The organism is Micromonospora sp. ATLC16, from assembly GCF_057196645.1.
The window spans coordinates 12,529-26,496 of sequence record NZ_JBXUOW010000041.1 but is presented as its reverse complement, the minus strand read 5'-3'; the positions used below and the strand labels follow the sequence as shown (position 1 = coordinate 26,496).

Annotated in this window: 11 protein-coding genes; 6 read left to right on the top strand and 5 right to left on the bottom strand. The window is 72.2% G+C overall.

The window, feature by feature from the left end; genetic code table 11:
- Nucleotides 1-87 precede the first annotated feature (87 nt).
- Entirely contained in the window at nt 88-600 is a 513-nt protein-coding gene (locus tag AC2CHE_RS17855) for a hypothetical protein (protein ID WP_484506026.1), read from the bottom strand.
- Between the two features lie 40 nt (nt 601-640).
- Complete coding sequence (locus tag AC2CHE_RS17850; protein ID WP_484506025.1) at nt 641-1,402, bottom strand: hypothetical protein; 762 nt, start codon at nt 1,400-1,402, stop codon at nt 641-643.
- Nucleotides 1,403-1,515: 113 nt separating this feature from the next.
- Between AC2CHE_RS17850 and AC2CHE_RS17845 the strand changes: the two genes are divergently transcribed.
- Nucleotides 1,516-3,045, top strand: a complete 1,530-nt coding sequence (locus AC2CHE_RS17845) for an HNH endonuclease signature motif containing protein (RefSeq protein WP_484506024.1) — start codon at nt 1,516-1,518, stop codon at nt 3,043-3,045.
- 162 nt (nt 3,046-3,207) lie between these two features.
- Nucleotides 3,208-3,333: a hypothetical protein gene (locus AC2CHE_RS17840; protein WP_484506023.1), complete on the top strand. Its 126-nt coding sequence runs from the start codon at nt 3,208-3,210 to the stop codon at nt 3,331-3,333.
- A 236-nt stretch (nt 3,334-3,569) separates the two neighbouring features.
- Here the strand turns inward: AC2CHE_RS17840 and panB are convergent, their stop codons facing one another.
- Entirely contained in the window at nt 3,570-4,415 is an 846-nt protein-coding gene (gene panB / locus AC2CHE_RS17835; protein WP_484506022.1) for a 3-methyl-2-oxobutanoate hydroxymethyltransferase, read from the bottom strand.
- A 159-nt stretch (nt 4,416-4,574) separates the two neighbouring features.
- Nucleotides 4,575-6,341, bottom strand: a complete 1,767-nt coding sequence (locus tag AC2CHE_RS17830) for an NAD+ synthase (RefSeq protein ID WP_484506021.1) — start codon at nt 6,339-6,341, stop codon at nt 4,575-4,577.
- Nucleotides 6,342-6,546: 205 nt separating this feature from the next.
- Between AC2CHE_RS17830 and glnA the strand changes: the two genes are divergently transcribed.
- Entirely contained in the window at nt 6,547-7,896 is a 1,350-nt protein-coding gene (gene glnA / locus AC2CHE_RS17825; protein ID WP_484506020.1) for a type I glutamate--ammonia ligase, read from the top strand.
- 158 nt (nt 7,897-8,054) lie between these two features.
- Nucleotides 8,055-8,480, top strand: coding sequence for a DUF350 domain-containing protein (locus AC2CHE_RS17820; RefSeq protein ID WP_484506048.1), 426 nt, complete (start codon nt 8,055-8,057; stop codon nt 8,478-8,480).
- A 314-nt stretch (nt 8,481-8,794) separates the two neighbouring features.
- On the opposite strand, the gene AC2CHE_RS17815 is transcribed toward AC2CHE_RS17820, so the two are convergent.
- Nucleotides 8,795-9,670, bottom strand: coding sequence for a S66 peptidase family protein (locus AC2CHE_RS17815; RefSeq protein ID WP_484506047.1), 876 nt, complete (start codon nt 9,668-9,670; stop codon nt 8,795-8,797).
- Between the two features lie 172 nt (nt 9,671-9,842).
- Between AC2CHE_RS17815 and AC2CHE_RS17810 the strand changes: the two genes are divergently transcribed.
- Both AC2CHE_RS17810 and AC2CHE_RS17805 read left to right on the top strand, forming a co-directional pair.
- The gene (locus tag AC2CHE_RS17810) at nt 9,843-10,607 is read left to right on the top strand and encodes a type 1 glutamine amidotransferase (RefSeq protein WP_484506019.1); all 765 of its coding nucleotides are present in this window, start codon (nt 9,843-9,845) and stop codon (nt 10,605-10,607) included.
- Nucleotides 10,607-13,819: a bifunctional [glutamine synthetase] adenylyltransferase/[glutamine synthetase]-adenylyl-L-tyrosine phosphorylase gene (locus AC2CHE_RS17805; RefSeq protein WP_484506018.1), complete on the top strand. Its 3,213-nt coding sequence runs from the start codon at nt 10,607-10,609 to the stop codon at nt 13,817-13,819. The genes AC2CHE_RS17810 and AC2CHE_RS17805 overlap by 1 nt, the downstream gene beginning before the upstream one ends.
- The last annotated feature ends 149 nt before the right edge of the window (nt 13,820-13,968 follow it).

The following is a 13,968-nucleotide window of genomic DNA, read 5'->3' as shown; positions in this document are numbered from 1 at the left end:
GGATCCGTGGCAGCAGAAGCGTCAGCCGGCCGGCGTGTCTACTACCGCAGCTGCCACGGATCCGATCCCTTTCAGGGCGTCCGGTACTCAGAAGTTGACGTCGAAGCCGGCCGACTTGCAGGCCGCGTCGACGGCAGCGCCAGCCTTCTCGAAGGCCGGGTTGTCCGCGGCCGTCGCCGGGTCCGGAGCGTTGGCGGCCTTGCCGGCCTCCGCGCCGAACTGCTTCAACGCGGCAGCCACCTTGCTGTCGGTGGCACCGGTGGCGGCCACCCGGGTCACCTCGTTCTGCAATCCGGACAGGATCTTCTGGAACAGCGCCGGCGACAGCTCGCTACCGGAACTCACCGCGGCGACGAGATCCTCCTTCATCTTGTCGCTGGCCTGCTTCGCCGACTCGCAGAGCTGCTTGTCGCTCACCACGTCCGCCGTGTCGGCGGTCGGCGGTGCCGGGGTGGATGCGGCGGAGGTGGCGGTGGCGGATGGCACGGTGGCCGACGGCGAAGCTCCGCCCGTCGGGGCCGCCTCCTCGCCACCGCAGGCGGCCAACGCCAGCAGTGCGGCGCAGGCCAGGACAGAGAAAGTAGCGCGAACTCGATTCACGAGCGAGAACGGTAGCGGCTTTCGCGAAATCTCGCTCGCCCTATCCAGCGTCCAGGCGCGGCACCCACCAGTCGCCGAGAAGTTGGCCGAGCACCAGCAACAGCATGCTGCTCAGGAGCGCGGCGAGGAGGCCGAGGGCGAAACCGAGTGGACCACGGCTCCGCTGGCGTGGGCCGGCGGGCGGGGAGCCGGCGTGCGCCCAGGGGTGCTCTCGGGCCAACCACCACAGGAGCCCGAGCCCGAACGGTACGAGGCAGACCAGCCAGAACCAGAACCACCGCGTACCCAGCACCGGAGCGGGCCCGGTCAGTAGGACGCCGATGATGACCACGGCGGTGGCGAGGCCCGTTCCGGCGACAAGGTTCCCGGGTGGCTGGAGCGCGGCGTTGCGGCTCTCCAGGCCCGCAGCCTGCAACTGCTCGGCGATGCCGATCGCGCCTGGCCCGGTGTAGGACGCCTCGTGGGCGATGCCGGTGATCGTGACCTGCTCGAAGTAGGTGGTGTCGGTCCACCAGACCCGACCGTCGGGCGTGCGCCACCCGAACAGTGGACCGAGCGTGCCGGACGATTCCAGGTCAGCGGTGCCGAACCACGGGGTTCGCCGGTCGGCGTCCCACCGGTCACCCCACTGGTAGGCCACCACGCGGCCGGCAGCCAGATCCGCTGCCGCATGGTCGTAGCTCTGCTGCCGAGGCGCCGTCCACCAAGCCGTTCCGGCCGCGACCAGCCACAACGCGACGACGCCGAGCCGCAACACCGTCCACCAGCGCCAGCGCCGACCGGTCTTGGTGTCATCGATCATGATCACATCGTCGCAGCGGGTGTCCAGTCGCGAGCCGAGTCGGCGACCGCCTTGGAGGCCGGCAGGTTCCACAGCGGACCGGACTGTCGTACGTACGTTCTATCGTCGGTGGCGTGTTGGGGGAGTTGGAGCGGGCAGAGGTGGCGACGCGGTCCTGCGTCGATGTCGCTGTCTGGGCGATGCCCGAGAGCGAGCTGATTGATGCCCTCGAAGCTGTCCATCGGCTCGAGCAGCGGCTCGCCGCGATGAAGCTGGCGCTGGTGCGTGAGTTGGACGGCCGTGGCGTGACGGTGGCGCAGGGCGCGTCGTCCACCGCCGTCTGGCTCCGCGACCGGCTCCGGCTCGGCGTGCCGGCGGCCCGCCGTTTGCTCGACCTCGCTGAGGCGCTCGACCGCGAGTCCGACGAGATGAGCGCCGCACTCGCCGCCGGCCGGATCGATCTGGAGCAGGTCCGGGTCATCGCCGATGTCGCGGCCACGGTTCGAGGTGCGGCCGGCACCGAGGCGGCCGGGTCGGCTGTCGAACTCCTCCTCGACTGGGCCGGGCAGTTCGATCCGTCCGCCCTGCGCCGACTTGGGAGCCGGATTCTCGAACATGTGGCACCCGAGGTCGCCGAGGCGGCCACCGGTAGAGCGTTGGAAGCAGAGGCGGCCCGCGCCGCGCGTGACCGGCAGGTAATCCTCTCCGACCTGCGGGATGGGCGCACCCGGCTGGCTGACAGCCTCGACGCGGAGACCGCCGCGCTGTTGCGGGCCGCCATCGAGCCGCTCACCGCACCCGCCGGCCCGGACGATCCCCGTTCGCCCGGGCAACGGCGCCACGACGCCCTGGGCGACATCTGTCGGCTCGTCCTGGGCACCGGCGAGTTGCCCGGGCACGGCGCTGACCCCGCCCAGATCGTCGTCACCACCGGGTATGACACCCTCACCGGAAGCCTTGGGCCCGGCACGCTGGACAGCGGTATCACCCTAACGCCCGCAACAGTGCGCCGGTTGGCCTGCGACGCGGCGGTGCTGCCCGCAGTGCTCGGCGGCGCAGGTCAGGTTCTCGACGTGGGCCGGCAACGTCGGCTCATCACCGGGCCGCTGCGGCGGGCGCTGGTGCTGCGAGATCGGGGCTGTGCCTTTCCGGGCTGCGACCGGCCGCCCCGCTGGTGTGAGGGCCATCATCTGCGACACTGGGCCGACGGCGGCGTCACCAGCCTCGCCAACGCGGTGCTGCTCTGCCGCCACCATCATCGTCACGTGCACCAGCACGGCTGGCAGGTCCACCTCGCCGCCGACGGTCATCCAGAGTTCATCCCGCCCGCCTGGCTCGACCCCGGTCAGCGTCCCCGTCGCAACCACCTACACCACTCGCCTGCGCCCGGGACGCCGTGGCCAGCAGACCCAGCGTCCGGCCGGTCGAAGCCGTCGACCTCGATGCCCGCGGGCTCGCCCACGCTCGTGCCCAGCGCCCCGGCACAGATGGCCTCCGTGTTCGCCGGGTCGCGATTGCTGACGCAGGTGTCGGCCGGGCCACGAGCCCGCGCGGTCGTAACCCGTCCAACGGCCAGCCGGGAGGCGCGACTGCCGGGCGGGGCGGAACGGCAGGCCACGAGGCGCCCGTTCGGTCGTCCCGTCCGCCGGACGCACCCGCCCTGACCGTCGAGCCATTGCCGACAGCCATCCGTTGCGATACGCCGACGCTTGTCGATGACCGGCCGCCGACGGACGATCCTGGAGCACCGATGGGGTGTGGGTCGGTGGAAAGCCGCCGCCGTGTCGGTGGCCGAGGCTAGCGTCCGACGGTGAACAGGTCACCGCGTGAAGTTGTCCGACGACGGCACCGTCACGGTGCCGTTCGAGAAGCAGATGTGGGGGGATCTGTACGGCATGTGTGTCGACAGGTTCGGTGTTCCGTGGATGGTGAACGTCGTGCAGTCGCAGTGATCCGCCGTTAGTCGGCGACGCCCGCCAGGCCGGCGGCAGCGGTCGGGCCGGGCGTGGCAGGGCGATGGCAGCTCCGGCCGCTACCGGCGGGTGGAAGCCAGGGCTGCCACGGCCGTCGTCCCGGCCGGCCCCGCGTCGTCGCCGCGGCGACTCCGACCATCAACTCACCCGGCGACCCCGACCGTCGCGCGGGTGAGTTGATCGTCGTGGCCGGTCTGCCACAGACCAACAGACGGTCAGAAGGTGTGTTCGGCGGCGGGGAACTGGCCGGAGCGGACCTCGTCGGCGAAGCGGCGGGTGGCCTCGTCGAGGGTGTCGGCCAGGGCGGCGTAGCGCTTCACGAAACGTGGCGCCTTGCCGGTGCGCAGGCCCGCCATGTCCTGCCAGACGAGCACCTGGGCGTCGGTGTCCGGTCCGGCGCCGATGCCCACGGTGGGGATCGGCAGCTCGGCGGTGACCCGCTTGGCCACGTCACCGGGCACCATTTCGAGCACCACCGCGAAGGCGCCCGCCGCAGCGACCGCCCGCGCGTCGGCCAGCACCTCGTCGGCGGTGTCGCCGCGGCCCTGCACCCGGTATCCGCCGATTGTGTGCTCGCGCTGAGGGGTGAAGCCGATGTGCGCCATCACCGGGATGCCGGCACCGACGATAGCCTCGATCTGCGCGGCGCAGCGCTGGCCGCCCTCCAGCTTCACCGCGTGACAGCCGCTCTCCTTCATGAACCGGACGGCGGTGCGCAGCGCCTGGGTCGGACCCTCCTCGTACGAGCCGAAGGGCAGATCACCGACGACCAGGGTCTGCCGGGTGGCCCGGACGACCGCCCGTACCAGCGGCAGCAGTTCCTCGGCGGTCACCGGCAGGGTCGTCTCGTAGCCGAACACGTTGTTCGCCGCCGAGTCGCCCACCAGCAGCACCGGGATTCCGGCGGCGTCGAAGATCGAGGCCGTGTACTGGTCGTACGAGGTGAGCATCGACCACCTCTCGCCGCGCTCCTTGGCGGCGAGCAGGTCACGGGTACGGACGCGACGGGTGGCCGGGCCGCCGTAGAGAGCGGTCACCTCGGCCGGAGTGGATTCCACCACGATGTTCTCCTTCCTCGAGGCCGCGTACGCGGTCCCCGGGTTCTGCCGCGATCGTCCCACTGTGCGGGCGGTCGGCGGCAGGGCGCAGTGGAGGATGTCACTGCGGCCGTGCGCACCAACGGACCGGCCGTGCGCACCAACGGACCGCCCGGAAGCCGGTCAGCCGTTCTCGCGCCACCGGTTGGTGATCGGTAGCCGCCGGTCCCGTCCGAACGCCTTCATGGAGATCTTCGTACCCGGCGCGGACTGGCGGCGCTTGTACTCGGCGGTATCCACCAACCGCAGCACCTTGTCCACCACGGCCGGGTCGTGACCGTCGGCGATCAGCCCCTCCCGGCCGAGGTCACCATCGATGTAGCCGATCAGGATCGGGTCGAGCACGTCGTAGTCGGGCAACGAGTCGCTGTCGAGTTGCCCGGGGCTCAGCTCGGCGCTCGGCGGCTTGCCGATCGAGTTCTCCGGGATCGGTGGCGTCAGGCCCAGCCGGGTCGCCTCCGTGTTGCGCCACTTGGCCAGCCGCCAGACCAGGGTCTTCCACACGTCCTTGACCGGGTTGAAGCCACCGACCGAGTCGCCGTACAGGGTCGAGTAGCCGACCGCCAGTTCGCTCTTGTTGCCGGTGGTCAGCACCAGATGGCCTTCCTGGTTCGACAACGCCATCAGGATGACGCCGCGTACCCGGGCCTGGAGGTTCTCCACCGCCACCCCGGACAGCGACATGTTTGCCAGGAAGGTGTCCACCATCGGCTGGATCGGCTCCACCCGGTAGTCCAGGCCGGTCCGCTTGGCCAGGTCGGCCGCGTCGGAGCGACTGTGCTCCGAGGAGTGCTGGCTGGGCATGGACACGCCGACCACCCGGTCGCCGCCGAGGGCGTCCACCGCGATGGCCGCCGCCACCGCCGAGTCGATGCCGCCGGAGAGCCCGAGCACCACCGAGGGGAAACGGTTCTTCTCGACGTAGTCCCGCAGGCCGAGCACCAGCGCCTGCCACACCTCGGCCTCGTCGGCCACCGGCTCGATCAGGCCGCCGGTCGCCGCCGGCCCGGTGGGCGAGGGTGGGATCGTCTCGACGGTACGCCGCACCACCCGCAGCCCGTCGGCCAACTGCTCGCCGTCGTCCGCATCGGTGCCGTCGGTGGTGGCGGGCAGGTCGACGTCGTGCACCAGCAAGTGGGTGACGAACTGTGGCGCCCGGGTCAGCAGCGTCCCGTCCCCCGCGACGATCATCGAGTCGCCCTCGAAGACCAGCTCGTCCTGACCGCCGATCATGTTGACGTACGCGATGGTGGCGCCGGCCTCGGCCGCCCGCCGGCGAACCAGCGGCATTCGCTGGTCGTCCTTGTTCAGCTCGTACGGCGAGCCGTTGATGTTGACCACCAGCCCGACCCCGGCCCGCCGGGCGGCGGCGAACGGGCCGCCGGCCTGCCACAGGTCCTCGCAGATGGTCAGCGCCACGTCCACCCCGCCGAGCCGGACCACGGTGAGCATGTTGCCGGGCACGAAGTAGCGGTCCTCGTCGAAGACGCCGTAGTTGGGCAGATGGTGTTTGAAGTAGGTGGCGACCACCTCCCCCCGGTGCAGCAGCGCGGCGGCGTTGCGCGCGCCCCGGCCCGGCTCGGCGTCCGCGCTGACCTGTGGTGGTCCGTCGGCGTCCAGGTAGCCCACCACGACCGGCAGGTCACCGAGGCCGTCGGCGTCCAGATCGGCGGCGAGCCGGGTGAGTGCCGCCTGGGAGGCGGCCACGAAGGACCGCCGGAAGACCAGATCCTCCACCGGGTAGCCGGTCAGCATCATCTCCGGGAATAGGACCAGTTGGGCACCGGCGGCGGCGGCCCGGCGGGTCCAGGCGCGGACGAGACCGGCGTTGCCGGTGAGGTCTCCGACACTGGGGTTGACCTGGCACAGGGCGAGACGCAGGGTGGGCATGTGCTCATCTTGCCCCAGTGGTTGGGGGCTCGACACGTCGCCGTGGAGCAGTCCGACCCGGGTCCGACCGCCGGTCGGGACGGGACAGGACGCAACGGCCACAGTTCGGTTAACGTCTGCGTAATCGGGTCGGTGGAGACTGGTCGGTCAGGTCGGGCAGAGTCCGGCCCAAGGCGGACATAGCGTGTCGCGGAAGGTTGGGGAAGTGGACCGTCAGCAGGAGTTCGTCCTCCGTACGCTGGAAGAGCGGGACATCCGTTTCGTCCGGCTGTGGTTCACCGACGTGCTCGGCACGCTCAAGAGCGTGTCGGTCGCCCCCGCCGAGCTGGAGGCCGCCTTCGAGGAGGGCATCGGTTTCGACGGCTCCGCCATCGAGGGCTTCGCCCGGGTCTTCGAGTCGGACATGGTCGCCATGCCGGACCCGACCACCTTCCAGGTCTTCCCGTTCGAGGGCGGGGTCAGCGGCGAGAGCGCCCGGATGTTCTGCGACATCCTGCTGCCCGACGGCGGCCCGTCCTGGGCCGATCCTCGCCACGTGCTGCGTCGAGCGTTGTCCCGCGCGGCGGAGAAGGGCTTCACCTTCTACACCCACCCGGAAATCGAGTTCTTCCTGCTGGAGAACGGGCCGATGGACGGCGCCGTGCCGGTGCCGGTGGACACCGGCGGGTACTTCGAGCACACCACCCACGCCGTGGCGCGGGACTTCCGCCGTCAGGCGGTGTTGTCGCTGGAGCGGATCGGCATCTCGGTGGAGTTCAGCCACCACGAGGTCGCCCCCGGCCAGCAGGAGATCGACCTGCGCTACGCCGACGCGCTGACCACCGCCGACAACATCATGACCTTCCGGCACGTGGTCAAGGAGGTGGCGCTCTCCACCGGCGTGCAGGCCACCTTCATGCCCAAGCCGTTCACCGACCAGCCGGGCAGCGGGATGCACACCCACCTGTCGCTGTTCGAGGGGGAACGCAACGCGTTCCACGACGCCAGCGACCCGATGAAGCTGTCCAAGGTGGCCCGGGCGTTCATCGCCGGCCTGCTGGCTCACGCTCGGGAGTACACCGCGGTCACCAACCAGTGGGTCAACTCGTACAAGCGGCTGTTCCCGCAGGCGCTGCCGGACCGGGTCACCGAGAGCCCGGCGCACGTCTGCTGGGGGCACCTGAACCGCTCCGCGCTGGTCCGGGTTCCGGCGTACGGCAAGCCGAACTCGGCCCGGGTGGAGATCCGCTCGCCCGACTCGGCCGCCAACCCGTACCTCGCCTTCGCGGTGCTGCTCGGCGCCGGGATGAAGGGCATCGAGGAGGGGTACGAGCTGCCGCCGGGCGCCGAGGACGACGTGTGGGCGCTGACCGGCGCCGAGCGGCGCGCGATGGGGTACGAACAGCTGCCGGAGAACCTGTCCGAGGCGATCGACGTGATGGCGGGTTCGGAACTGGTCGCCGAGGTGCTCGGCGAGCACGTCTTCGACTTCTTCCTGCGTAACAAGCGGGCGGAGTGGGAGCAGTACCGCCGCGAGGTCACTCCCTACGAGCGCCAGCACTACCTGTCCCTGTAGCCGCCGCTGCGGCGGGTCCGCCTGACGTTCTAGTCGCTGCTCCGGGCGGGTCTGCCGGCATCGGCCCGCCGCCGGGCTGCCGGGCGTTGCCCGGTGCCGCTATCGTCTCGATCACCGTGCCGGCACTCGCCGGCCGGAAACTCGTCGGGAGGCAGTCGGTGCTGGAGGATCTGCTCAGCGGAGCCTGGCAGAGCGTGGTGTTCGGGGTCGTCGGTGTTGGCCTGATGGCCGCCGGCTTCGTCCTGGTCGACCTGCTCACCCCGGGCAAACTGCGGGACCTGATCTGGGTACGGCGCAACACCAACGCCGGGCTGCTGCTCGCCGCGAATCAGCTCGGCGTCGCCGGCATCGTCTTCACCGCGATCCTGACCAGCTACAGCGACTTCGCCAAGGGGCTGGCCTCGACGGTGATCTTCGGGCTGATCGGTCTGGGCATCATGGCGCTGGCCTTCTTCGTGCTGGACCTGATCACCCCGGGCAAGCTCGGCGAGGTCATCTGCGCCGACGAGCCGCACCCGGTGGCCCGGGTCAGCGCCGCCAGCCACTTCGGTGCGGCGCTGATCGTCTGCGCCTGCATCGCCTGACCGCACCCGGACCGAGTCTGCCCGCCGGGGAGCGGCCCGGCCCGGCCCGCACGGGCTCGCCGGATGCGGCAAGTCGGGCCTTCACGGTCTCCGGAGACCGCGACTTGCCGCATGTCGTGGGCCGGGCTGCGCCCGGCCGCGGCCAGGCCGGACAGCAGGTGCTGCTTCGAAATCGTGCGGGACATCGGTCCTCCAACTCGTCGGTGATGCGATTACGCCACCGACAGTGACGAGCTCGGCTGGGCGGGAACCATGGCGAAGCTGTCAGCGAGCTGGCAATCCAGACCAGAAATCCGGACGTGTCCAACAACGAGTCACCGGACGGCGGCGACCACGCTGAGGGTGCCGGCGTCGGCGTCGAGGGTCGCCCGGGTACCGACGGGGACGGTGAGCTGCCCGGGGCCGTGACCGATCGGCAGACCACCCAGCACCGGTACGCCCAGGTCGCCGAGGCACTCGACGAGCACGTCGGCCACCGTGGTGTCCCAGCCGTCCGCGCAGTCGGTGAACTGCCCCACCGCCACCCCGGCCAGCCCGTCCAGCGCGCCGGCCCGGCGGAGCTGGGTCAACATCCGGTCGACCTTGTACGGCGGTTCCTGCACGTCCTCCAACAACAGCACCGCGCCGCTCAGGTCGGGCATGTCCGGGGTGCCGAGCGAGGCCACGACCAGGCAGAGGTTGCCGCCCAACAGCCGGCCGGTGGCCCGCCCCCCGACGCGTACGCCGAAGGTCTCCTCGCCCTCGACGGCGCGTACGGTGACCGGCTCGGTGCTGGTCATCGCCGCGTGCAGGGACTCGGCCGAGGCCAACGGGGTGCGCTCGTCGCGCCAGGCCGCCCCGGGACCGTGCACCCCCGCCAACCGGGCCCCCCGCCAGAGCGCCAGGTGCAGCGCGGTGATGTCGGAGAACCCGGCCACCACCTTCGGGTCACGGCGTACCGCCGCCATGTCGATCGCGTCCACCACCCGCTGCGCCCCGTACCCGCCCCGGGTGCAGATCACCCCGCGCACCTGCGGATCGGCGAACGCGGTGTCGAGGTCGGCCGCCCGTAGCGCGTCCGCGCCCGCCAGGTAGCCCTGCCGGGCGTAGGCGTTGGGCGCGAGCACCGGCCGCAGTCCCCAGCCGGTGAGCAGCTCCACGCCCCGGGCCACCCGTTCCGGGCGGGTCGGTCCGGACGGTGACACCAGCATCACCGTGTCGCCGGGGCGCAGAGCGGGTGGGCGTACGACGTCGTCGGGCGTGCTGCTGTCGGACACAGCGGCAGAGCCTACTGCGATGGGCCAGCGAAACCTTCGACGTTGCCGGGCACCGCGCCGATCCCTAGCGCCGGCCGGGTCGGCCGGACCGGATAGCCTCGACGATGTGGCAACTGCGTTGGTGATCGAGAACGACCCGACCGACGACCCGCGCCGGCTGGGGGAGTGGCTGACCGAGGCTGGGCTGGAGCTGGCGGTGGTCCGCCCGCACGCGGGCGAGGCCCTCCCCGCCGACCTGGACGGATACGCCGCCCTGGTGGTGCTCGGCGGTGATCAGCAGGCATACCCGCTGGTCGACGGGGTGCCGGCGGCCGCCTGGTTCCCGGCGGTGGAGAAGCTGCTCCGCAAGGCGGTGCGGCACCGGCTGCCGACCCTGGGCGTCTGCCTCGGTGCGCAGCTGCTCGCCACCGCTCACGCGGGCACTGTGGTGCGTAGCCCGTCCGGGCCGGAGGTCGGGCCCGCAGTGGTCGGCCGGCGTGACGCGGCCGAGTCCGATCCGCTCTTCCGGTACGTGCCGTTGATCCCCGACGTGTTGCAGTGGCACGCCGACGAGATCACCGAGCTGCCCGCCGGCGCCACCCTGCTGGCCGCCTCCACCCGCTATCCGCACCAGGCGTTCCGCCTCGGTGACCGGGCCTGGGGGTTGCAGTTCCACATCGAGTGCGACACCGCGATGATCACCGAATGGGCCACCGACTCGGCGCTGCTGGCCGAGCTGGGCTACGACCCGCAGTTGGTGATTTCGGCGTGCGATGCGGTGATGGCCGACGTCGAGGAGGTCTGGCAGCCGTTCGCGGCACGGTTCGCCGCACTCGTCCTCGGCGAGCTGGACGAGGGGTCCCGGCGCAGCCTGCCCCTGCTCGGGCACTGATGGGCCGGTCGACAAGCGCCACCGGCCGGCTCGCCCGCTACGGCTTTGGCGTCACCGACGACGACGCGGGGGCCCGCGCCGCGGATCTGCTCGGACCGGACGGACTCGACCTGTGGCGCGCGCAGACGCAGGAACCCACCGGCGAGCAGGCCCAGGAGTTGCTCACCGCGCTGTCCCGGGCCGCCGACCCGGATCTGGCGCTGCGTCAGCTGCACCGACTGATCGAGGCGGAGCATCGAGCGACGGCTGGTCCGACCGGCATGGTCGGCCCGGGCGCGGCGGTGCGGCAGCGGGGTGCGGGGCCCGGCCGCGTCACGGCGACCCCCACCGGCCAGGGCGGCACCACCGGGAGCGGGGGTGCCGCGAGCGAGGGTGCGGCCGGCAACGGTGGCAGCACCGGACGTGACGGTGCCGCCGGGAGTCGGGGCACCACTGCGGCCGGCGGCGGCATCGGAGCGGGCTCGGCCCTGCTCGCCGCGCTGCACGACGATCCGGGGCTGCGTCGCCGGCTGCTGGCCGTGCTGGGCGCCTCCTCGGCGCTCGGTGACCACCTGGTGGCCAACCCCGACCAGTGGTCGGTGCTGCGTACCGAACCGGACGGCCTCGCCCCGACCGCCGACGGCCGGCTCGACCTGGCCGGCGAGGGCAACCCCGTCGCGGTGCTGCGGCGGGCGTACCGGCTGGCGTTGCTGCGGGTCGCGGCGGCCGACCTGACCGGCGGGCGCGGCCTGGAACAGACCATGGCCGCGCTCTCGGCACTTGCCGACGCCACGCTGTCGGCGGCGTACCAGATCGCCGTGGCGGAGCTGCCCGAGGGCACCCGGGAACCGCGACTGAGCGTGGTCGCGATGGGCAAGTGCGGCGGCGGCGAGCTGAACTACGTCTCCGACGTCGATGTGATCTTCGTGGCGGCAGAGGACGACGACCTGACCGCCGCCACCACCGTGGCCACCCGACTGATCCACATCTGCGGGCTGGTCGCCTGGCCGGTCGACGCGGCCCTGCGCCCCGAGGGCAACCGGGGGCCGCTGGTACGGACCCTCGCGAGCCACCTGGCCTACTACCGACGCTGGGCCCGGACCTGGGAGTTCCAGGCGCTGCTCAAGGCACGTCCGGCCGCCGGCGACCTGGCGCTCGGCCAGGAGTGGATCAACGCGCTGGCGCCGCTGCTCTGGCAGGCGGCCGAACGCCCCGAGGCGGTCGAGGACGTCCGGGCGATGCGGCGCAAGATCATCGACCACATCCCGCCGAAGGAACTGGAACGCGAGATCAAACGTGGCCCCGGCGGGCTGCGCGACATCGAGTTCGCCGTGCAGTTGCTGCAACTGGTGCACGGCCGGGGCGACGAGACGTTACGCGCGCCCGGCACCATCCCCGCCCTGCGCGCGCTGGTCACCGGCGGTTACGTCGGCCGGGCCGACGGCGAGGCGCTGCTGCGCGGTTACCGGTTCCTGCGCAGCGTCGAGCACCGGCTGCAACTCCAGGGCCTGCGGCGCACCCACACCGTGCCGACCGAGCCCGGTGCGTTGCGCTGGCTCGCCACCGCGCTCGGCTACACCGCCGCCCCCGGGCGCAGCGCCGTCGAGGAGTTCCGCGCCGAGTCGGTCACCCACGCCACCGAGGTACGCCGACTGCACGCCAAGCTGCTCTACCGGCCACTGCTGGAGTCGGTGGCCCGGGTACCGGCCGACGGGCTGCGGCTGACCCCGCAGGCGGCCCGCAACCGCCTGGAGATCCTCGGCTTCGCCGACCCGGCCGGGGCGTTGCGTCACCTCCAGGCCCTCACCGGCGGGGTGAGCCGTACCGCCGCCATCCAACGCACCCTGCTGCCGGTGCTGCTCAGCGAGTTCGCCGACGCCCCCGAACCGGACCGGGGGCTGCTCAACTACCGCCAGGTCTCCGACTCCCTCGGCAGCACCCCCTGGTACCTGCGGCTGCTGCGCGACTCCGGGCCGGTGGCCCGGCGGCTGGCCCGGGTGCTCTCCTCCTCCCGGTACGTCGCGGATCTGCTGACCCGCGAGCCGGAGGCGCTGCGCCTGCTGGCCGAGGAGAGCGAGCTGAGCCCGCGCCCACGCGAGGTGCTCTTCGACGGTCTCACCGCCGCCGCGGCCCGGCACCGCGATCCGGTCGAGGCGACCCGGGCGGTGCGCGCGCTGCGCCGCCGGGAACTGCTCCGCCTCGCCTGCACCGACGTGCTCAGCCGGGCCGGCTCGCTGGCCCCGGCCCGTCCCGACGGCGGCCGGGCCACACCCGCCCTGTCCGACGTCACGGCGGTCGGCACCGCGCTCTCCGACGTCACCGACGCGACCCTCGCCGCCGCGCTGCGGACCGCCCGGGCCACCCAGCCGGCCATGCCGGGACTCACGTTCGCGGTGGTCGGGGTGGGCCGGCTCGGCGGGTACGAGTCGAACTACCTCTCCGACGCCGACGTGCTCTTCGTCTACGACCCGCCGCAGGGGGGCAGCGAGAGCGCGGCCAGCGCCGCCGCGCACGCCATCGCCGAGGAGCTACGGCGGCTGCTCGGCATGCCCGCGCCCGACCCGCCGCTCGGCGTCGACGCCGACCTGCGTCCCGAGGGCCGGCAGGGGCCGCTGGTCCGCAGCCTCGCCGCCTACCAGCAGTACTACGCCCGCTGGTCGCGGGTGTGGGAGGCGCAGGCGCTGCTGCGCGCCCGCTGTGTCTGCGGCGACGCCGACCTGGGTACCCGGTTCGAGCAGATGGTCGACCCGATCCGGTACCCGGCCGAGGGGCTGACCCGGGAGCAGATCATCGAGATCCGGCGGATCAAGGTGCGGGTGGAGACCGAGCGGCTGCCCCGTGGCGCCGACCCGGCCACCCACACCAAACTCGGCCGGGGCGGCCTGGCCGACGTGGAGTGGGCGGTGCAGCTGCTCCAACTGCGCCACGCCGGTGCGTACCCGCAGCTGCGGGGCACGCGTACCCTCGACGCGCTCGCCGCCGCCCGGGAAGCCGGCCTGGTCGATCCGGCGGACGCCGAGGCGATGACGGCCGGCTGGACGCTCGCCGCGCAGGTCCGCAACGCGCTGATGCTGGTCCGGGGCCGCGCCGGCGACCAACTGCCCCGGCACGGCGTGGAACTGGCCGGCGTGGTCCGGCTGCTCGGCCGCGACGACCCGGGCGAGTTCCTCGACGAGTACCTGCGCACCGGCCGCCGCTCCCGCTCGGCCACCGAACGCGTCCTGGAGATGTGACGCCCTTCAGATGATGTGGCGGTGCGGGCCGAACCTGGAATTCGGCAAGGCCGCCCGGCACTGCCTGGCTCGTCTCGCCCTATCCGCAGTTCGCTGCGACGTCGCCCTCGATGCCCGTTGTTATGCCTAGCCTTGCTTGCTGTAGATGG

What these genes read in the sequence shown, in the direction of transcription:
- AC2CHE_RS17815 (WP_484506047.1), bottom strand. Translation starts at nt 9,670, where the DNA reads ATGCTGGTGTCACCGTCCGGACCGACCCGCCCGGAACGGGTGGCCCGG.
- AC2CHE_RS17850 (WP_484506025.1), bottom strand. Translation starts at nt 1,402, where the DNA reads ATGATCGATGACACCAAGACCGGTCGGCGCTGGCGCTGGTGGACGGTG.
- AC2CHE_RS17805 (WP_484506018.1), top strand. Translation starts at nt 10,607, where the DNA reads ATGGGCCGGTCGACAAGCGCCACCGGCCGGCTCGCCCGCTACGGCTTT.
- AC2CHE_RS17830 (WP_484506021.1), bottom strand. Translation starts at nt 6,341, where the DNA reads ATGCCCACCCTGCGTCTCGCCCTGTGCCAGGTCAACCCCAGTGTCGGA.